This is a genomic window from Sulfitobacter sp., from assembly GCF_041552635.1.
Taxonomy (GTDB): domain Bacteria; phylum Pseudomonadota; class Alphaproteobacteria; order Rhodobacterales; family Rhodobacteraceae; genus Sulfitobacter.
The window spans coordinates 1-18,749 of sequence record NZ_JBFEKM010000078.1 but is presented as its reverse complement, the minus strand read 5'-3'; the positions used below and the strand labels follow the sequence as shown (position 1 = coordinate 18,749).

Annotated in this window: 17 protein-coding genes and 1 tRNA gene; 14 read left to right on the top strand and 4 right to left on the bottom strand. The window is 56.7% G+C overall.

The window, feature by feature from the left end:
* From ABYT07_RS10925 to ABYT07_RS10910, 4 genes are all read left to right on the top strand, one after another.
* The coding region (locus ABYT07_RS10925) for a pyridoxal-dependent decarboxylase (RefSeq protein WP_372991612.1) at nucleotides 1-1,239 on the top strand (1,239 nt) is incomplete at its 5' end.
* Nucleotides 1,240-1,244: 5 nt separating this feature from the next.
* Entirely contained in the window at nucleotides 1,245-3,284 is a 2,040-nt protein-coding gene (locus ABYT07_RS10920) for an alpha/beta hydrolase family protein (protein ID WP_372991610.1), read from the top strand.
* Nucleotides 3,285-3,321: 37 nt separating this feature from the next.
* A complete protein-coding gene (locus ABYT07_RS10915) occupies nucleotides 3,322-4,482 on the top strand; it encodes an FIST signal transduction protein (protein ID WP_372991608.1) in 1,161 nt (386 codons plus the stop codon).
* A gap of 12 nt (nucleotides 4,483-4,494) precedes the next feature.
* A complete protein-coding gene (locus tag ABYT07_RS10910) occupies nucleotides 4,495-5,346 on the top strand; it encodes an adenylate/guanylate cyclase domain-containing protein (RefSeq protein WP_372991606.1) in 852 nt (283 codons plus the stop codon).
* Nucleotides 5,347-5,361: 15 nt separating this feature from the next.
* Here ABYT07_RS10910 and ABYT07_RS10905 read toward each other — a convergent pair whose 3' ends face one another.
* From ABYT07_RS10905 to ABYT07_RS10895, 3 genes are all read right to left on the bottom strand, one after another.
* Nucleotides 5,362-6,573 carry a DUF4331 family protein gene (locus ABYT07_RS10905; protein ID WP_372991604.1) on the bottom strand — a complete coding sequence of 404 codons (1,212 nt, stop codon included), beginning with the start codon at nucleotides 6,571-6,573 and terminating at the stop codon, nucleotides 5,362-5,364.
* Nucleotides 6,574-6,690: 117 nt separating this feature from the next.
* On the bottom strand, nucleotides 6,691-9,606 hold the full coding sequence (locus ABYT07_RS10900; RefSeq protein WP_372991602.1) for a cyclic nucleotide-binding domain-containing protein: 2,916 nt from the start codon (nucleotides 9,604-9,606) through the stop codon (nucleotides 6,691-6,693).
* 154 nt (nucleotides 9,607-9,760) lie between these two features.
* Nucleotides 9,761-10,636, bottom strand: a complete 876-nt coding sequence (locus ABYT07_RS10895; RefSeq protein WP_372991600.1) for a hypothetical protein — start codon at nucleotides 10,634-10,636, stop codon at nucleotides 9,761-9,763.
* 129 nt (nucleotides 10,637-10,765) lie between these two features.
* On the opposite strand from ABYT07_RS10895, the gene ABYT07_RS10890 reads away from it, so the two are divergent.
* The 8 genes from ABYT07_RS10890 to ABYT07_RS10855 all read left to right on the top strand — a co-directional run bounded on the left by ABYT07_RS10890 (nucleotide 10,766) and on the right by ABYT07_RS10855 (nucleotide 17,345).
* A tRNA-Thr gene (locus ABYT07_RS10890) sits at nucleotides 10,766-10,841 on the top strand.
* A 27-nt stretch (nucleotides 10,842-10,868) separates the two neighbouring features.
* Nucleotides 10,869-11,738, top strand: coding sequence for a tyrosine-type recombinase/integrase (locus tag ABYT07_RS10885; RefSeq protein ID WP_372991598.1), 870 nt, complete (start codon nucleotides 10,869-10,871; stop codon nucleotides 11,736-11,738).
* 206 nt (nucleotides 11,739-11,944) lie between these two features.
* The gene (locus ABYT07_RS10880) at nucleotides 11,945-12,400 is read left to right on the top strand and encodes a tyrosine-type recombinase/integrase (protein WP_372991616.1); all 456 of its coding nucleotides are present in this window, start codon (nucleotides 11,945-11,947) and stop codon (nucleotides 12,398-12,400) included.
* A gap of 265 nt (nucleotides 12,401-12,665) precedes the next feature.
* Entirely contained in the window at nucleotides 12,666-13,484 is an 819-nt protein-coding gene (gene phnC / locus ABYT07_RS10875; protein WP_372991596.1) for a phosphonate ABC transporter ATP-binding protein, read from the top strand.
* A 59-nt stretch (nucleotides 13,485-13,543) separates the two neighbouring features.
* Nucleotides 13,544-14,452, top strand: a complete 909-nt coding sequence (gene phnD / locus ABYT07_RS10870; RefSeq protein WP_372991594.1) for a phosphonate ABC transporter substrate-binding protein — start codon at nucleotides 13,544-13,546, stop codon at nucleotides 14,450-14,452.
* Between the two features lie 69 nt (nucleotides 14,453-14,521).
* Nucleotides 14,522-15,406 (top strand): phosphonate ABC transporter, permease protein PhnE, encoded by an 885-nt coding sequence (gene phnE, locus ABYT07_RS10865; RefSeq protein ID WP_372991592.1) that lies wholly within the window; start codon nucleotides 14,522-14,524, stop codon nucleotides 15,404-15,406.
* A complete protein-coding gene (gene phnE, locus ABYT07_RS10860; RefSeq protein WP_372991590.1) occupies nucleotides 15,403-16,701 on the top strand; it encodes a phosphonate ABC transporter, permease protein PhnE in 1,299 nt (432 codons plus the stop codon). The genes phnE (ABYT07_RS10865) and phnE (ABYT07_RS10860) overlap by 4 nt, the downstream gene beginning before the upstream one ends.
* Entirely contained in the window at nucleotides 16,701-17,345 is a 645-nt protein-coding gene (locus tag ABYT07_RS10855) for a chloramphenicol acetyltransferase (protein ID WP_372991588.1), read from the top strand. Before phnE (ABYT07_RS10860) ends, ABYT07_RS10855 begins: the two co-directional genes overlap by 1 nt.
* On the opposite strand, the gene phnF is transcribed toward ABYT07_RS10855, so the two are convergent.
* Entirely contained in the window at nucleotides 17,320-18,033 is a 714-nt protein-coding gene (phnF, locus tag ABYT07_RS10850; protein WP_372991586.1) for a phosphonate metabolism transcriptional regulator PhnF, read from the bottom strand. The genes ABYT07_RS10855 and phnF overlap by 26 nt on opposite strands.
* Before the next feature lie 93 nt (nucleotides 18,034-18,126).
* Here phnF and phnG point away from each other — a divergent pair, with 93 nt between their 5' ends.
* Nucleotides 18,127-18,582 carry a phosphonate C-P lyase system protein PhnG gene (phnG, locus tag ABYT07_RS10845; RefSeq protein ID WP_372991584.1) on the top strand — a complete coding sequence of 152 codons (456 nt, stop codon included), beginning with the start codon at nucleotides 18,127-18,129 and terminating at the stop codon, nucleotides 18,580-18,582.
* Nucleotides 18,582-18,749 (top strand): phosphonate C-P lyase system protein PhnH (locus tag ABYT07_RS10840; RefSeq protein WP_372991614.1); only part of this gene is annotated, 168 nt, incomplete at its 3' end. The genes phnG and ABYT07_RS10840, both read left to right, overlap by 1 nt.

Here is an 18,749-nt window from a genome sequence, read left to right as displayed (position 1 = left end):
GATCTGGATGGCCGCATGAGCATGGATCACCTGCGTGACCAGATCGAAACATGCTACCAGAACCGCCAGCCGGTCTTGCAGGTCGTGGCTGTCATGGGCACCACCGAAGAAAGCTCGGTTGATCCGCTCGCTGATATTGTTGCGCTACGCGAAGAATACCGCGCCAAGGGGATGGAATTTTCCCTGCATGTGGACGGTGCATGGGGCGGCTATTTCGCGTCGATCCTGCGCGAGCCGCGTTTCCCCCAGCCTGAAATCGAAGCAGGCGCTGTCGAACATACCCCGGCAATGGTGATGAGCGAATACGTGACGCGCCAATATCAGGCGCTGAGCCACGCAGACACTCAGACAGTCGATCCGCACAAGGCCGGTTTCATCCCGTACCCTGCCGGTGCCATGTGTTATCGCAATGGTGCGATGCGTGATCTGATCGCCTTTACCGCGCCGGTCGTGTTCCACGGCGGTGTTGATCCGACGGTGGGTGTTTACGGCATCGAAGGGTCCAAACCCGGTGCGGCCGCTGCGGGGGTCTACCTGTCGCATGCGGTGATCCGCCCGGACAAGTCCGGCTATGGCAAGTTGCTGGGCAAATGTATCTTCAACTCCAAACGGTTCTACGCGCAGCTTATGGATATCGCAGGCGATAACGAATGCTTTAAGGTCGTGCCGTTCCAGCGCTTGCCAGCCGAAAAGCAAGGCAAATCCAACGCCGAGATCGCCGCACAACTGGCCCTGATCCGAAACGAAATCGTGCCACGCGAAAACGATGCGTTGCTTGAATACTTCATGTCAAATCCCGACGCCCAAGAGGTTTTCCGCGAGATGGGGTCGGATCAGAACATCGTGACCTATTCGCTGAACTTCCGCACCAAGGCGGGCTGGAATACCGATGTGGCGCTGGCCAATGACTTTAACACCGCGATGTTCCAAGCGCTCAGCATCGGGGAATTCACCACTGGCGACGTGCCGAAGCAGCCGATGTTCGTGACGTCTTCCTCCTTTGAGGTGGGCGATTATGGCCAGCGTTTTGTGGATGCATTCGGGGCGCGGCTGTCACTGGCACCGACCAACGGGGCAGGGATCAACTTCCTTGTTTCGACCACGCAGGACCCATGGGTGACCGCGACCGAAAAACTCAACTGGTTGCCGATCGTGCTGGAATCGCTCAAGAAAACCGCGCTGGAACAGACCAAACTGATCGTCGAAAAGAACAAACTTCAACCATGGGTAGGGGGGTAAGCGCCATGGCGGTCACAACAGCAGCTTTCGGATCTTGGGCATCGCCCATCGCCGCACAGGATCTTGCGGCGGGGGCGGTCAAGTTTGAACAGCTTGCACTGGACGGCGATGACGTGATCTGGGTCGAAAGCCGACCCGATGAAAAAGGCCGGTCGGTCGTGGTGCGCATGGGCCCCGATGGCCCGCAAGACATCACGCCTGCGGGGTTTTGTGCGCGAACGCTGGTGAATTCCTATGGCGGCGGGGCGATGGCGGCCAAGGATGGCACAGTATGGTTCACCAACTTTGCCGCTTCGGATTTTCCGCAAACCAAAGACCAGCGCGTCTATGCCCAAACGCCGGGCCATTTTCCCAAGCCCATCACCCCGCGCCAGCCGGTACATTTTGCCGATATGGTGCCTGACCCCGCACGCGGTGTGATCTTTGCGGTGCAGGAACGCAGCGATGTGTTGTTGAACGGGCAGGCGCAGCAAACCCTTGTGGCGCTGGATATGCAGGGCGACGCTTTGCCGATTACTGTCGCGTCGGGGGGGGATTTCTATGCCGCACCGCGTCTGTCGCCCGATGGCAGCCAGATCGCGTGGCTGACATGGGATTACCCGTCAATGCCGTGGGAAGGCACCCGCCTGCAAGTCGCGACATTGGACGCGCAGGGCAATGCGACTGATATCCGGACAATCGGCGGTGCGCCCGCGACCGATATTGACCCGACGCTAAATCCGGTTTTGCAAAACGCCATGCGCTATTCCGACGAGGCGATTGCCGAACCTTTGTGGTCCCCCAAAGGCGCGCTTTATTGTGTGAGCGACCGATTGGACGTCAAAGGCACCCGTTGGGGGAACATTCACCGGGTCGAAGGGGATAGTTTGGTGCCCGTGACCACGCAGGCGGCTGAATTCACCTCGCCGTTGTGGCGGCTTGGAGTGTCTAGCTACGGGTTCGTGTCGGAAACCATCATTCTTGCGGCCTATTCCAAAGACGGGGTATGGGCGTTGGCGCTGGTGGATGTGACGTCGGGGATGCTAAAGCCCGTTGACCTGCCCTTTACCAGCATCACGCATTTGCGTGTGGGCCATGGCTTTGCTGTGTTCATCGGCGGTCGTTTCGACGGGCCTGCCGAACTGATCCGGCTTGATCTTGAGACCTGTGAAACCACTGTGCTGCGCAGCGCCAATCCGGGGCTGAGTGCCGAGGCGAAGGCTTGTTTTCAGGCCCCCGAGGCGATCTCTTTTCAGGTGGATGACGGCAAGGGGGGCACGGAAACCAGCCATGCGTTTTATCATGCGCCTGCCAACCCCGACTACAAAGGCCCCGTCAATGAGCGCCCGCCGCTGATCATCGTGATCCACGGGGGCCCAAGTGCCTCAGCCTCAAGCGCCTTGTCGCTGGACATTGCGTTTTTCACCTCGCGGGGGTTTGCGGTGCTGGATACAAATTATCGCGGCAGCACCGGTTTCGGGCGCAGCTACCGCCAGCGGATCTATGGCGGCTGGGGGGTGGTTGATGTGGCAGATTGCGTTGCAGGGGCGCAGCATCTGGTGGCGCAAGACAAGGTTGACCGCTACCGCATCGCGTCGCGCGGCGGATCGTCGGGGGGCTATACCACGCTGGCGCTTGCGACCTTTACCGACATCCTGTCGGCCGGTGCCAGCTATTACGGGATCTCGGATTTGCAGATGATCGCCCAGAACACCGACAAGCTTGAGGCATTTTACGCCGCTTTGCTGGTCGGTCCGTGGCCCGATGCGCAAAAGGTGTTCAAGGCGCGGTCGCCGCTGTTTCATGCGGATCAGATCAGCTGCCCGCTGATCATTTTCCAAGGCGAAGATGATCCGGTTGTGCCGCCGCCACAGGCCCACGTGTTGATTGACAGCCTGTTGGACCGGAAAATGCCCGTCGCCTGGGAATTTTTTCCCGGCGAAAGCCACGGGTTCAAACAGAAAGCGCACATAATTCAGTCACTAGAAGAAGAGCTGTCCTTCTACGGCGCAATTATGGGCTTTACACCGTCGGGGCATTTGGCGAAGCCTGACATCAAGAATTGACCTGTGTAGACAGGCCGTTAAACGTTCAAGGGGAGACATGAACATGCTGAAAATTGCAACCGGCGCAAGCGAGGAAACGGATACCACCGAAGCTGTTGAAGAAGCGCTCGAGATCGCACTTGCAGGCATGGACGGGATCAAACCCCAGGCAGCGCTTGCCTTTGTTGGCATTGATGTCGACGTAGAGGCGCTGACCAAAGCCTTTGCCGAAACGCTGCCGGGGGTCGAACTGGCGGGCTGCACCACGGATGGCGAAGTGGCGGGGCCCGACGGGTTTCTGGAAGACAGCGTTGTGATCACGCTGTTCGGGTCTGATGATATCGACTTTACCGTGGGCATCGGGCATGGCGCATCGTCTGACCCGAAAGGGGCGACCGCAACGGCTGTTGCCGACGCGCAAAGCAAGACCGACAAAACCTCGGCGCTGTGCGTGGCGATGCCCGAAGGGATCGGCCCCAATATTAGCGAAATCGTCGGCGGCTTGCGGGCTGCATTGGGCGAAGATTTCCCGATTGTGGGCGGAGCGTCAGGCGATCAGATGCGCTTTCAGGGGACCAAGCAGTTTTGCAATGCTGTGGCAACGTCGGATGCCGTTGTTGTGCTGATCATGTCCGGCCCGCTGGTCTATTCGTGCGGTGTGGCGACAGGATATGTCCCCTTGGGCAACCGACACAGGGTCACCAAATCCGAAGGGTCGACGATCCACGAGATTGACGGCAGCCCGGCGATCAACCTCTACAAAGAATATGTACAGGCGCAATCGGTGCACTTTCCGCTGGCGGTTCACAGCCCCGAACGCGAAGGTTTTTTACTGTCGTCACCGCATTTCTTCAATGAAGAAACCGGTGCCGTGACCTTTGTAAACCCGATCGAGGCCGACAAAGAGGTTCAGATCGCAACGGCATCGCGCGATGAAATCGTTGTCGCGGCGCGGACTGCTGTGGAAACCGCGTTCAAAGGCTTTCCCAACAAGAAACCCGATGCGGCGCTGTTTTTCTCATGTGCGGGTCGGCGTGCCGTCTTGGGCACCCGCACCAAAGAGGAATACGAAAGCTTTGAGTCAATCATCGGCGATGCCTTTCCCACCGCAGGGTTTTATACCTATGGTGAAATCGGCCCCGCCGGTAACAAAGGTAAATCATTGCAACATACCAATGCCTTCCTTGCAGTTTTGCTTGGATCAGCATCGGCATCGTGACACATGTAGCGCATGAACACGCAACCTTCTCCGGGCAGGGCACTTGACCCTGAAAAACTGCTTCGGCGGTTGGAGAAGCGTCTTGCCAAGTCGGAATTCCGTCGGACCGAACTAGAGGAACTGATGGATGGATCACAGGCGTTCCAGCGCCGCGTGATCACCGACATCGAGGCGGCGAAGGCCAAGATCGAACAGCTTTATGCCTCGCTCGAGATTGAACAGATACGAACGGAGCAATTGCTTCGTTCGATCATGCCTGAATCCATCGCGGAAGAGCTGAAGGCCAATGGCAAGGTGCGTCCTCGGCAGGTGGAATCGGCCACGGTGATGTTCACGGATTTTGTCGACTTTACCAAAAGCACCGAAGCGATGGATCCGGTTGCCCTTGTGGGCATGCTGGACCGGTACTACGGCGCATTTGATGAAATTTCCGCCAAGCATGGCGTCGAGAAGGTGAAGACCATCGGCGACGCTTATATGACCGTGGCAGGGGATCTGAACGATTCAGACGAGATCGACCATGTCGCGGCCACTTGCGCTGCGGCTGTCGAAATCATGGACTATGTCAGTGGCCGTCTGGACCAAACCGAAGCTGATGAAATCGCCGGATGGGCACTGCGCATTGGCATTCACACCGGACCGATTTCGACCGGGGTGGTGGGGACCAAACGGCTTAGCTTTGATATCTGGGGTGATACGGTCAATACTGCCGCGCGGATGGTAAGTGCCTGCGCGCCCAATACAATTCTGCTCTCGGCTGCGTCTGAAAAACTGTTCGACCAGCCACATCGGGTCGAACAGCATGGCGATATTCAGGCCAAGGGCAAAGGCACGCTAAAAGCGTACCGGCTCAGGACCTCCTGATCACTCAGCTCCTGATCACTCCATGTAGATCGGCACGATCGGTTCTTTGGCGTTCCCATCCTTGTATTTTTGCTGCGTCGATGGTGCTACATAGGGAAACCGGTCGCTGAGAGGCTGAACGCTGCTTTTGGGCAATTCGACACCTTCGCCGGGCTGCAAAAACGGGTTCAGGTCTTCGAGGGTCCAGTAAATCGCGTCTTCGCGCAGGTTGCGCCCGTTGGGATAGCCATCGGGCTGGGACGGGTCCCACGCCAGCATATCGGGCAGATAGAACGCCACTTTTTCCGCGACATCCGCTTTGATGACCTCAAGCTGCTGAAAGCGATAGGTGAATTGTTCGCTGTAGTTTGCACCGTCCTGATCGGGGGTGGACGCGTTGTAGGCGCGGTTCAGATCGCCAATCGTAGGGTATTTTGCGCTGTTGCGCGGGATGTAATATTCGGAGTTATAGCCCGCTGGCGCATCGACCAGATAGATGCCTTGAATGCCCGCGCGGCCCACACGGTCGACGGTTTTGCCTTTGCCATCTGCGACCGTCACCCAGTAATTTAGCTTTTGATCCTGCAAGTCGGGCACCTCGAGCACGATCAGGGTCATGTCTGTCTCTCCAAAGGCCTTCTCGGAGGAGGCTTCGGCCGGCAGGTGGTCGCCGCCTGCAAGTGCTTCGGTGATGGCCAGGGCGACGGGGGCGTCGACCGTCAGAAAGTCAAAGAAAAACGGGTCGCGGCGGGGGCCGACGAACAGCAATTCGCCCAGTTTACCTTCGACGACCTGCAATGGTGTGTTCAACGCAGTGGTCAACCCGCTGCCGTGGGTGGTACCGGACCACATCCCGTCGCGCGCGTCGGCCCCGGTGGCTACGCGCAGTTCAACAGGTTGCTGTTGCCCGCCATCGCCAGCAGTGACCTTGATTTTATAGGCGATATCCGCAACCGCATCGCCATCTTGGTCGAAATTAAAGATATAGATCAAATCGGGGGACAGGGTAATCTTGTCGGGGTCGGTCGTCCCCTCAAGACCGGATCCGGCCAAGGGGTTCAGGGTCATTGCCATAGCCAGACCGCCGGTTTCGGACCCTTTGAACAGGAATACGTCGCCGATGTCTGATTGCGGTGCTGCAATGGTGTCAGGCGCATCCCGGTGGTCCGAGGCCAACACAGGGCCGGCCAGCGCAACAAGCGCCGTCGAGAGCAGAACGGATTTTACTGAATGGCGTGAAAATTTCATGGGATCATCTCTTTTTTGGGAATATGACAGCCGTTAATCATATCTTAACATATCAAGTTTGCGTGCAGTTGCATATAGACAGGTGTGCCATTGGTTTTATGCATAGCGATTTTGCGGTCAATTTCCCCCACCGATATAGCCGACAAGATACTGGATCAGTTTGAACGCCGTGCGCGCGTCGCTTTCGATGATGCTCAGGAAATCTTCAGGATCAATGCGCAGCAAGGTCACAGGGCTTTGCGCGCGCATGCTTAGGCGGCGCGGATCGTTGCGGATCAGGCCAACTTCGCCCACGAGGGTACCGGGTGGGGGGATCACGCTAAAGGTCACCGTGCCGGTTTCATCTTCGTCGTATAATTCGATTGCACCGGAATAGATCAGATAGGCCCCGTCGGGCAGGTCGTGCTTGCGAAACACGATCTGGCCGGGGGCGACATCGACCCAGCGGGCACTAAACGCCAACAGACGCAACTGCGCGCGGCTTAGCTCGCGAAACAGCGGTGCCTTGCGCAGGGCAGACCGTTTTTGATGCAGGTCCGATGTTTCGCCACCCTCTGGCGCATGATCCGTGTCTTGCCCCACCGCAATCAACCGGCCTTGGCGCAGCTCTAGTTGGTTGTCGTGGGAACCGTCTTCCGGCAGCGCTGCTTCGAGCTGTAGAATGGTGGCGTCGGGCAGTATCTCGCGCAGCAGGGCGAAACTTGCGTGGCGCACCGGGGCGGGAAAGCTGGCCATGGCACGGTCTAGGATTACAATGTTAGGCCGCTTGACCACCACCTGCGCCAAGCTGATATGTTCAGCGATCTGCTGCGACAGGTTCGCCCCGCGCAGCCCCGTCGGCAGGCGTTGGATCAAGTCGAACAGCGCATCTTCCCCAACGCTTTGCATCAATGCCGCGACGACCTGATCGCGGATTTTTTCCAGATGTTTACGCCCCGCAGGGGTGACTTTGCCGAAAACCAGGTTCTCCAACACATTTAACCGATCGCTCCAGTGATCCGGTTGCAAGGGCAGATAGCGATCGGCCAAAGTAGGGTCGGCAAGTGTCTTGGCCTTGGGGCGCGCGGCAATGATGGCGTGTTTGACCTTTTTGGCAAACGCACGGTCAAAGGCACGGGCGGGGACGTTGAATTGCAGCGACAGCAACAAGGTTTCATCTGCTGGCTTCAGGTTTTCACCGGTTTTATTGGCGTTCTCGATGACCTTTTGCAATTGGGGCAGGATATCGCCGGGAATGCCAAGCCTGCGGAACAGGACACTGCCCGTCGTATCGCTGTCAAAGGAATCGACAAGGGCTTTTGCCAAGGTCAAAGACTGTTCAATCACCAGATCAAGCAACCCCAAAGCGACCAAGAGGTCGCTTAGCTTGCGGGTTGAGTTCAGGCCGATCCAGTCATCCTTGGCTTTGACGGCCATCAACAGGTTTTCGGCCAAGGTGAGGTCATCAAAATAGATATCATCTAAAAATGAATCTATGGCTCCTTTTAACCTCAGCTGGTCGATCTGCGCCGGAATCGATTCTCGCAAAGCGGTCAGCTGATCTTGGAGCGCGCTGTCGTCTGGATGCGACAGGAACCGGTCCAAGGCCTTGGCCAACAAAGACTTTTGCGCGCCAATGGCCGACACCAGCAGCTGCCAGTCATGGCGCGCGGCGGCCATTTGTGCATCTGTCGGTTGGGGGGGGGCAGGCCAACCCAACTGATTGCCGCTGCGGCGGGTCTCTTCCAGATCATCCTTTGACAACTGCAGCGCCGGGGCCATGGTCAACGGCACCATCACATTGTCGCCCACGGTGCCGCGAAAGATGTAGGGCGTGGCATTGGCATGACCGATCATGCGCGCAATACTATGTTGCCCGATGGCCCCCAGATCATGGCCGCCAATCTTTACCTGTCCTGAGACGGGGGCGATGTCGCGCAGCAAAAGCTCCGCCAGCATGGCGCGGTCTTCGTCCTCGGGGGCCGCAATGCACAGCCAGTCGCCGGATGCAATTTCTAGGCTTGCACCGCTCAGGAGCTGGCGGCCCATGTCATCCTGAACGACAACATCCGAAAGCGACACGGTGCCCGCCATCGGGTTTTCCGACGCGTTTGACGGCGTCTCAAACAGGAAATCAGTCAGGATATCGGGCGGATCGAATTTTTCGACAATCATTTGGTACCGCTGTGAAACCTCCTGAACGGCGGTATAATAAGTTAACAGCTCTTTCCACGGCGACGAAAGATCTTTGAATGCTGCCAGCGACGCCACCAGCGCGCCAATCGTGAGACTACCGTTGATCACCAACAAGCCGCCGACCAGAAAAAAGAAGAACGGTGTGATCTGGGTGAGAAGGTTATTCACGAATTTCATAAAGAATTTTTTGCGGTAAATGTCGAAGCGCGTGTTGAAAAGCCGGCCCAGACGCACGCTGATCGTGGTCATGCGGGCCGTCCAACCGCCATGCTGGCGCAAGGTCGCAGCGCCGGTGGCTATTTCCCCCACTTCGGCCGCCAGACTGCGAACCTGACGTACGCGGCTGCGGTTCAGCACATTGATCCGCCTTTGCATCCGGGGAATCAGCCAGACCTGCACGGGAAACATCGCCATAGCCGCCAATCCGAACCAGAAGTTCTGCAAGAACAGGAACAACAGAATCGTACCCATCTGGCCAGTCTGCATCAAAGGCGTCGCAATCGCGTCCCCCATGATTCCGCCCAAAGGTTCGGCCTCGGCGGTCAGGGCCGCAACCAGTTCCCCTTCCGAGGTTTGCTGCTGGTAGGCGCGCGGAAACCGCAGAACGCGCCCGATCAAGCCAAAACGAAAGCGCCGCAGCAATCGTTCTGCCACTACCCCCTTCATGGTGTTTACCCGCATCTTCAACAGACCGTGCAGAACCACAAAGCCAAGAAAAGCAAAGCACAGGATCAACAGAAATGTTGTTTGCTGCAGATCGACGCCAAAGACCGTGACCCGGTCCGCTGGGGCACCGATGGCGTCGTTTATGATCCGTTTGGGAAGTTCAAGGGTGACGTAGAGCAGGGGAAACAGCATCAGCGTCACCACCGCCAAGATGATCTGATCACGCCGGGAATGTCGCCATATGAAGGAAAAAAGGGAACGTTCCATAAAAATAGTATGGCACGTATTTTATTGCGCAGACAAAAAATGTGGCACGGGCAGGGTGGTATCGCGCGAACGGCCGTTATTAGGGCTGCAAGAACCGTATGCCGGGAATCTGCTGGATGCGTAGCACGTCCTGGTCGTAATTGTCGGTCATTTCCTCGACCAGTTCATCGGTCCAGTCCGGCATGTCCAGCTCTTCTTCAAGCGCATCTTCAAGCGCGAATTTGTCGAGAAACGCAGAGATTACGCGCTGCTGTTGCGCCCCTGAAATCTCGGGGTGCGCCTCAAGATAGGACAAAAAGCGCTTCATGCCCTCTTTGCTCATGATGGTTTCGAGAAGGTCAAATTCACCGGCGATGGGTTGATTTGCCGGCACGCCGGTCATTTCACGCAAGATATTGCCCCAGATCAGCGGCGCATCTTCGTTGCACCAGACGGTGACCGCGATTTCAGGTGCCGAGTCGCGCAACAAACCCAGCGTATCTGACCAGCGAATATCCAGCGGATCCTTTGTGCCCCAGAAATGCGCGTCGGAATTATCGCCTGACACATCATATAAAATTGGCAGTAATGTCGCCGGGTTGCGGATCGCCATGAAAATCTGCAACTCGTCGTCTGGGAACAGTTGCACCATCCGCATCATGCGCACCGGTGCCGCAGGGTATAGCATCCCCTCGATCATCGCAGTGGCAGGCGTGCGGAAAAAATTCGCATCGGACAAGATCGCCCGATCTGCTTCGGAATCGTCTAGGACCGCGTCTAGCAAAACATCACGCGCCCCTGCTGATACGGATGATTTATACATCGCATTCAACGTATCACGAAAAAGCCCGCGATACGTGCTGGGACCGGGCACACATGTCCCGCGCTTGGCCAGCATTGCCTTGTTGGCCAGCAGGCTTTTGAGCAACCGCTCTTCTTCTGTATAGTGCGCACCTGTGTGCAAAACCAACTGCATGAATTTCAGCTCAACTCTTTTAAATCTCCGTCAGCCAATAGCCTTTCTTGCGCGATCTGTAAAACTCCAAAATTTCTTCAATTTCACCTCTTGCACGCCCCGAAACAATCTTCTAAACGGACGCCCAGTGCCCCTATAGCTCAGCTGGTAGAGCAATTGATTTGTAATCAATAGGTCCGCGGTTCGAGTCCGTGTGGGGGCACCATTTTCACATCCAGATTAGACCGATGACATGCATTTAGGCCTTGTTTATAAGGCATATCATGAGAATGTTCATCCAGCTACGTTTGGTACCATCCGATACGATACCCCCGCTTTGGGGGTGTTGTCGGGGGTATCGTCAACTCGCCGAAATAGTGATACCCCCAACATGCCGTTAAGCGATATCCAGATTCGAAATCTGAAACCGAAAGAAAATGCCTACAAGGTCTATGACTTTGAAGGTTTGTTCGTGTTGGTGAAACCGAATGGGTCCAAGCTTTGGCAATTCAAGTACAGGATGGATGGCAAAGAGCGGCTTCTCTCGATTGGCGTTTATCCTGTTGTCACTCTAGCACAAGCGCGCAAAGCTAAAGAAGACGCGCGTGTGATGGTGGCCGCTGGTGAAGATCCCAGCGAGGCCAAACAAGAGGACAAGCGCTTACGGCAAGAGGCTAGGGGGCAGACCTTTGCCAAAATCAGCGAAGCGTTTTTGGACAAGCAACGTAAAGAGGGGAAGTCCAAAGCTACTTTGGATAAGACTGAATATCATTTAAAACTAGCTAACATTGATTTTGGCCGCAAGCCGATCAGCGAGATCAACGCGCCGATGATACTTAGGACATTGCGAAAGATTGAGGCCAAGGGCAATTATGAGACGGCGCATCGTTTACGAGCTAGGATTGGGTCTGTATTCCGCTATGCAGTCGCCAGCGGGATCACAGAGACCGATCCGACCTATGCGCTGCGCGACGCCTTGATCCGGCCAACCCGCGTTCACCGTGCTGCGATCACCGAGCCGAAGGCGCTCGGTAAACTCTTGCGCGAGATTGATGTCTTCGACGGTCAGGTAACAACCCGCATCGGATTGCAGATATCCAAGGAGATGCCTCCCTCGACGTAGCCTCGACTGTAGACCTCGTCCTTGAAACGAGGATCGTTGGCGACTTGCTTGCGGAAGTCCTTTCTATTCATTCCAATCTCATCCGCGATTTCTACGAGGGCGATCTCATCACCGAAGCCTTCGCCATCCCATTGGTCGACAATCGCCAGTGCCTTCTGGATTGCCCCTGAGAGCTTTGTGACACCTTTGGGTCGCCAGCCAAGCGCATAAGAACCGAAGCCAAGGGCCAGACCTTTGAAAAAATCGGCGCTGCGTTTTTAGCCAAGCAGAGTAAGGAGGGGAAATCGGCGGCAACACTTTCTAAGACAGAATATCACCTAAAGCTTGCCAACCGCGATTTCGGGCGTAAGCCGATTACCGAAATCACTGCGCCCATAATCCTAAAGACCCTGCGAAAGGTCGAAGCGAAGGGTAACTACGAGACAGCCCACCGCCTGCGCGCCCGTATAGGATCTGTGTTTCGATTTGCGGTCGCGAGTGGTGTTGCGGAAGCAGATCCTACTTATGCCTTGCGCGATGCACTGATCAGGCCGACTTGCGTACATCGCTCAGCCATCACTGTCCCTAAAGCGCTAGGCCAGCTTATGGGTGAGATCGATGGCTTCGAAGCCCAACCGCAGCGAACGACAGCTCTGAACTCACTATGGCAAATGCTGCAGTGAGTTCAAAGCTGCAATTAACTTTAAGGGGGGGAGGTTCGAGGGATGTCATTGAACTCTGGTCGGGGATGTCTTGTTGGTTTTCATTGGCTCAATGATTTTTCGCTTTGCTTAGAGAGATAGTGCTCCAGAAATCGTTGCTTTGTTATAGTGATTTGCACGCCTGACGTCGTGAAGTTCGGCTGCGGCTCTGTCACAAAAGCTTCGCTCAACCAACACAAAAGTGAATTGATAGCGACGTACTGACAGCCCAACACAGGGGGCTGCTATGCTGCAATTTGATCAGGTCACGAAAACCTTTGGTGCGAACACTGCCGTAGATGCGGCGAGCTTCACAGTCGAAAAATCCATGATGATCGGGATTATCGGGCGCTCTGGCGCTGGTAAATCGACGCTTTTGCGGATGCTGAACCGCCTGACGGATACATCTTCTGGTAAAATCCTGTTCGACGGGTTGGAAGTGACGGATCTACGAGGTGCAGCCAAGCGCAATTGGCAGTCGCAATGCGCCATGATTTTCCAGCAATTCAACCTTGTGCCCCGCATGGACGTAGTTTCCAATGTTCTGCACGGCACCTTGAACCGGCGGTCGACCTTTTCGACGATGTTCAATCTTTACCCTGACGAAGACATCCACCGCGCGATCAACATTCTTGAACGCCTCGGGATCGCTGAACACGCCCCAAAACGCGCCGAGGCGTTGTCGGGTGGCCAGCAACAACGTGTCGCCATCGCGCGGGCTTTGATGCAGAACCCGCAGATCATTCTGGCAGATGAACCGATTGCGTCCCTTGATCCGATGAACGCGCAGGTCGTGATGCAATCGTTGCGCGACATTCACGAACAGGATGGCCGCATGGTGATTGCCAACCTGCACACGCTTGATACCGCACGCCGCTATTGTGACCGCGTCATCGGCATGCGGGACGGCCGCATCGTCTTTGACGGGCTGCCAGAACAACTTACCACCGCCATGGCCCGCGAGATTTACGGCGCTGATGCGCGCTTTTCCGAAGCAACAACATCAACCCAAATTGAAACGACCGACCCGGCCCAAAAAGAACTGGCCGATGTCGCCGCGCAGTAGCGCCAAACGATTTACCCCCGCACCCCACTGCTGGGTGCATCAATCAAGAGAGACTTCCGATGAAAAAGACGATCACACTTGCCCTTCTGACAACAGCGCTGGCGGGTCCAGTCCTGGCCGATGCCCATGCCATTGACGAATTCCGCATTGGTATTCTGGGGGGCGAGAATGCCCAAGACCGCATGAACAGCAACGAATGTTTGCGCAGCACAATCGAAGAGGCCCTTGGCGTACCAACCAAACTGTTCGCACCTGCCGATTACAATGGCGTTATTCAGGGCCTGCTGGGCGGTACGATTGACCTGTCGCTGATGGGTCCATCTTCTTATGCAGCCGTTCACATCGCCGACGAAGCCGCAGTGTCGCCGATCCTTGTTAAGGTGAACGTTGATGGCTCCACGGGATATTACTCGGTTGGGTTTGCCCGCATTGACAGCGGCGTGAAGTCGCTTGAAGATATGAAAGGCAAGGTTTTCGGCTTTGGCGATCCCAATTCGACATCCGGCTATCTGATCCCTTCGGTAGAGATCCCCGGTCAGGTCGGTGCCTCGATGGAGAGCGGTGATTACTTTGGCGAGGTGAAATTTACCGGCGGTCACGAACAGACCATCGTAGCGGTCAATAACGGCGACGTAGACGCCGGCGTGACTTGGACCGACGGGCAGGGCAACTGGGAAGACGGCTATACGTTCGGTGCCTTGCGCAAGGCCGTTGATGCAGGTCTGGTCGATATGAACGATCTGGTTGAAATCTGGCGCTCCAAACTGATCCCGGGCGAGCCTGTAGTTCTGCGCAACGCCCTGCCTGATGATGTCCGCATGAAAGTGACACAGATCATCGACACCATGGGCGAGACAGACCCTGAATGTGCCGCAGCCCTTGCCGGTGGCGAAGTCAGCGGTTTCGATCCGATCACCCATGACGCCTACACATCGATCGTCGCCGCCCGTTTGGCGAAATCGAATTAAATCAACTGATTTTATAACCTCTGCTGGCTCCGGATCTTTTCGGGGCCAGTAATTTATGTGGGGCAGAGCATGGCAGATGAAACAATAAACGGTGGTCAGAAGGGCACGGTAGGCGAAGCCTATCTTGCGCAGGTAAAGAAAAAGAGACTGATGAATTTCACCATGCTGGTGGTGTTTTTGTCCCTGCTGGTATCGGGCTTTTACGCCGCTGATAGCCGCAATGCGGGGGGCTTTTGGGACGGCCTTGCCAACATTTTCGATTTCCCGACCGCCATGTTCAGCGAGGCTGTTGAACGTGCGCCCCTGATGCCCGGTTATCTTGTCAAATATTTCCCATCCCTGATCGAAACCATCAACATCGCGGCTGCATCCACCTTGATCGGCGGGTTGCTGGGGTTGGGCATGTCGCTGCTTGTCACGCGCGGTCTTGCGCCTTTGCCTTGGTCGGTGACCCCGCTGCGGCGGGTCCTTGATATCCTGCGGGCGATCCCTGAAATCGTCATCGCATTGGTGCTGATTTTTATGTTGGGCGGCGGGCCTGTGCCCGCGATGATCGCGATTGCGCTGCATTCTGTCGGTGCCTTGGGAAAACTGTTTTCCGAAGTCAATGAAAACGCATCGCTCAAGCCCGTTGAGGGACTGAACTCTGTCGGGGCGGGGTGGATCCAGCGCATGTGGCTTGGGGTGATCCCGCAGGTGGCACCGAATTATCTTAGCTATGCGCTGTTGCGTTTCGAGATCAACATCCGTGCGTCGGCCATCCTGGGCTTCGTCGGCGCGGGCGGCATTGGCTATGACCTGCGCAACACAATGAGCTGGGGTGTCGGCAAATATGACGAGGCCGCAGCGATCTTTATCCTACTCTTCTTGACCATCGTCGCCGTGGATCAGCTGTCGGGCCTGCTGCGCAACCGGCTGACCCATGGTGCCGCGACCTCACAGGTGACCCTATGACAACTGCAACGCTTCATGCCGCGACCTTGCGCCAGTTCAGCCGTAAAAAGCGTACCACACTGGCCGTCCCTTTGGTGATCCTAGCCTATCTGACCTATATCTTCGTGTCCTTTGACGTCGCGGGGCTAAGCGAGCGGATAAACATCGACAACGCGCGCACCCTGATTTCCGACAGCTACAGTTATAAAACCCATGTGGCACAGGACAACCGGACCGGCACCGTCGCCATTTCCATCGAGGGGGAACGTAAAGGCCAATACCCCGATGGTACCGGCCCCGACTGGGTCCGCCTTGGCGATGCCACCATGGTTGATCTGGGCGGTGGTCACCTGATCACCCTGGGCCCACAAGTCAGCTATGACATTCCGGGGTACGGACTGGTCACAGCGCGGCCAGACGGCACAGGCGTCAATGCGGTGTTTCCCGAGGGGGCCCTGCCAGAGTTTATCAATGCCTCTAAAAACCGTGTCATGATCGCGACGGATGCAGGACGGTTCACCATCACACGCGCACGGGCCGAGGTGTTCAAGTACAGCTATGGTTGGGAGCTATTCTTTTTCACCCTCGACAGTCCCTATTACGGTATGGGGCCAATAGAACTGCTGGGTCATGCGTTCACAGGCGAGGCCGCCGCGATTGTGCAGGATTTCTGGACCAACAAGATGTGGCGGCATGGCGATGTGTTCTGGGCGCTGTTCGAGACACTGCTGATGGCCTTTCTGGGCACGTTCGGGGCGGCCATCGTTGCGTTGCCTCTGGCCTTTCTTGCCGCGCGGAACTTTACCCCTTTGGGTATTTTCCGCTTTGCGGCGCGGCGCATGTTCGACTTTCTGCGGGGCGTTGATGGCCTAATCTGGACGATCGTGCTGAGCCGGGCCTTTGGCCCCGGCCCATTGACCGGCGCGCTTGCTATCCTGCTGACGGACACGGGCACCTTTGGCAAAATGTTCTCTGAAGCGCTTGAGAATGTGGACGACAAACAGATCGAAGGGATCACATCCACAGGAGCGAAACCCATGCAGCGCTATCGTTTTGGCGTGTTCCCGCAGGTGATGCCTGTTCTGCTTAGTCAGGTCCTTTACTATCTTGAATCCAACACCCGTTCCGCCACGATTATCGGGGCAATCACGGGGGGCGGGATCGGGTTGCTGTTGACCCAAGCCATCGCGACCCAGAAAGATTGGGAAGAGGTCACTTATTACATTGTCCTGATTATCCTGCTGGTCATGGCGATGGACACCTTGTCCGGCTGGCTGCGCCGCAAACTGATCACAGGTGATGAGGGCGGACACTGATGGCTCGACTGAAAGCGGACACCCCTTTTCTTCACCCCGATTGCGAGTTAAATGATGCAACTTTTGGAAAATTTGTTGAAATCGGGCGTAGCACCAGATTGGCCCACAGTCATTTTGACGACTACGCCTATTGCGACCGATCCTGTGACATTGCCAACACCACCGTGGGCAAATTCGCAAATATCGCCGCCTTCGTGCGGATCGGGGCCACGGACCACCCGATGGACAAGGCCAGCCTGCATCACTTTCACTATCGGTCGGGGGACTACTTTGACGATGTGGACCATGATGAAGCCTGGTTTGCACACAGACGCACTCGGCGCACGATCATCGGACATGACACGTGGTTGGAGCATGGGGCGCAAGTCCGGCCAGAGGTAACGATCGGCCATGGTGCTGTCGTGGCCGGCGGGGCCATCGTGACCAAGGATGTCGCGCCCTATATGATCGTTGCCGGAATTCCGGCTGTGCCGCTAAGGGCGCGGTTTGCGCCTGAGATTTCTGATCGGCTGATGGCCTTAGCATGGTGGGATTGGCCCCATGATGCGTTACGCGCGGCGCTCAAGGATTTTCGCGCCCTCAGCGCAAAGGACTTTCTGGACCGCTATGAAGGATCAGCTAGGGATCAGAGAGTGTCAGGGTAATCCTGTCGCCTGCAAACCAGGTGCGCCCGACCTCAATGGGGGTTCCATCGGGGTCTGCATTCACGCTGATGGTGCGCAAGACGGGCGCATGTTCAACGATACGCAGCTGAAGCGCCTGCGTCGCGGTCGCAAGCTTGGCGTTGACCCGTGTCGAGACGCGCGTGTAATCCGCCACACCCGATTGTGCCAAACCCGCTGTCACCGAAGGGTTATTGCGCAGATGGTTTGGCAGGTCGGGTAATTTGTCGGCAGGAAAGACACTGCGGAACAATGCAATGGGCTGTTTTTCCATCAGAGACAGCCCCTCGTAGACATGGACCAGCGCGCCGATTTCAAGCCGCAGGGCTTCGGCCTCGGACGCATGTGCGATGCGGGTCTCTAGCAGCAGAACTTTCTTGGCTGGGCTGCGGCCTGCGTCTGTCAGGTTTTGGTGAAACCGAACACGACGCCCGATGGGATAGTCAGTCGGTGTCGTCGTGACAAAAACGCCCGCACCGCGCCTCGCGTGGACGATACCTTCGTCCGCCAAAGCCTTCAAAGCCTGCCTCACAGTGTGACGGTTGACGCCAAAGCGCATGGCTAAAGCCGCCTCGGTCGGCAGCTTGGCACCTTCGTGGTACAGACCCTCGACAATATCGCTGCGCAAGGACGCGGCAATGGCTTTCCAGATCGGTGTGCGGCGGGTCATGTCATTAAAACTTCACACTTCGGGGGATTGGCGGGAGAAGGTTCATCAGTTAGTATTTGTATAGTTGTATAGTAACCTGCGAAAGCTGTCTAGATGAATGTAATGAGCGATCCGAACGCATCCCGCAAAGGCTGGCTTAGCCTGTTGGCCGGATCTCGTGCTGCGGACGTTGCGCGCCGCTGGGCGGCTTTGGACATGGCTCCAGCGTACACGACCCTGCGCAGCCCCGAGATTGGCGGCGTCATGGTGCGGGGCCGTGCAGGCGCTATTGGCGCGCCTTTTAACCTGGGGGAGATGACGGTGACCCGTGCCTCCGTCAAGTTGGCCGATGGCACGGTTGGGCACGGGTATGTGCAAGGCAGAAGCAAAGACCACGCCCTCCAAGCGGCTCTGGTCGATGCGCTGATGCAAACCGAGGCGGCAGACGCGGTCGAGACTGCTCTGCTGACCCCGCTTCGCGATGCCATAACCGCACGCAAAACCGACCGCGCCGCAAAGGCCGCGGCAACCAAAGTTGATTTCTTTACAATGGTACGAGGAGAAGACTGATGCAGAGCCAAGTTCTGGAGGGGGGATTTGCTGATCTGCCCGTAGATGCCTCCTATGCCTTTCGGGCTGTGATGACGGCCATGGCGCGTCCCGGCGATATCGCTTCTGTGGGCGGTGCGCAGCCGCCTGGGCCAATGAGCGTGGCGGCAGGGGTAGTTCTTCTCACG

What these genes read in the sequence shown, in the direction of transcription:
- ABYT07_RS10920 (WP_372991610.1), top strand. Translation starts at nt 1,245, where the DNA reads ATGGCGGTCACAACAGCAGCTTTCGGATCTTGGGCATCGCCCATCGCC.
- ABYT07_RS10915 (WP_372991608.1), top strand. Translation starts at nt 3,322, where the DNA reads ATGAACATGCTGAAAATTGCAACCGGCGCAAGCGAGGAAACGGATACC.
- ABYT07_RS10910 (WP_372991606.1), top strand. Translation starts at nt 4,495, where the DNA reads ATGAACACGCAACCTTCTCCGGGCAGGGCACTTGACCCTGAAAAACTG.
- ABYT07_RS10905 (WP_372991604.1), bottom strand. Translation starts at nt 6,573, where the DNA reads ATGAAATTTTCACGCCATTCAGTAAAATCCGTTCTGCTCTCGACGGCG.
- ABYT07_RS10900 (WP_372991602.1), bottom strand. Translation starts at nt 9,606, where the DNA reads ATGCTGTTTCCCCTGCTCTACGTCACCCTTGAACTTCCCAAACGGATC.
- ABYT07_RS10895 (WP_372991600.1), bottom strand. Translation starts at nt 10,636, where the DNA reads ATGCAGTTGGTTTTGCACACAGGTGCGCACTATACAGAAGAAGAGCGG.
- ABYT07_RS10885 (WP_372991598.1), top strand. Translation starts at nt 10,869, where the DNA reads ATGCATTTAGGCCTTGTTTATAAGGCATATCATGAGAATGTTCATCCA.
- phnC (WP_372991596.1), top strand. Translation starts at nt 12,666, where the DNA reads ATGCTGCAATTTGATCAGGTCACGAAAACCTTTGGTGCGAACACTGCC.
- phnD (WP_372991594.1), top strand. Translation starts at nt 13,544, where the DNA reads ATGAAAAAGACGATCACACTTGCCCTTCTGACAACAGCGCTGGCGGGT.
- phnE (WP_372991592.1), top strand. Translation starts at nt 14,522, where the DNA reads ATGGCAGATGAAACAATAAACGGTGGTCAGAAGGGCACGGTAGGCGAA.
- phnE (WP_372991590.1), top strand. Translation starts at nt 15,403, where the DNA reads ATGACAACTGCAACGCTTCATGCCGCGACCTTGCGCCAGTTCAGCCGT.
- ABYT07_RS10855 (WP_372991588.1), top strand. Translation starts at nt 16,701, where the DNA reads ATGGCTCGACTGAAAGCGGACACCCCTTTTCTTCACCCCGATTGCGAG.
- phnF (WP_372991586.1), bottom strand. Translation starts at nt 18,033, where the DNA reads ATGACCCGCCGCACACCGATCTGGAAAGCCATTGCCGCGTCCTTGCGC.
- phnG (WP_372991584.1), top strand. Translation starts at nt 18,127, where the DNA reads ATGAATGTAATGAGCGATCCGAACGCATCCCGCAAAGGCTGGCTTAGC.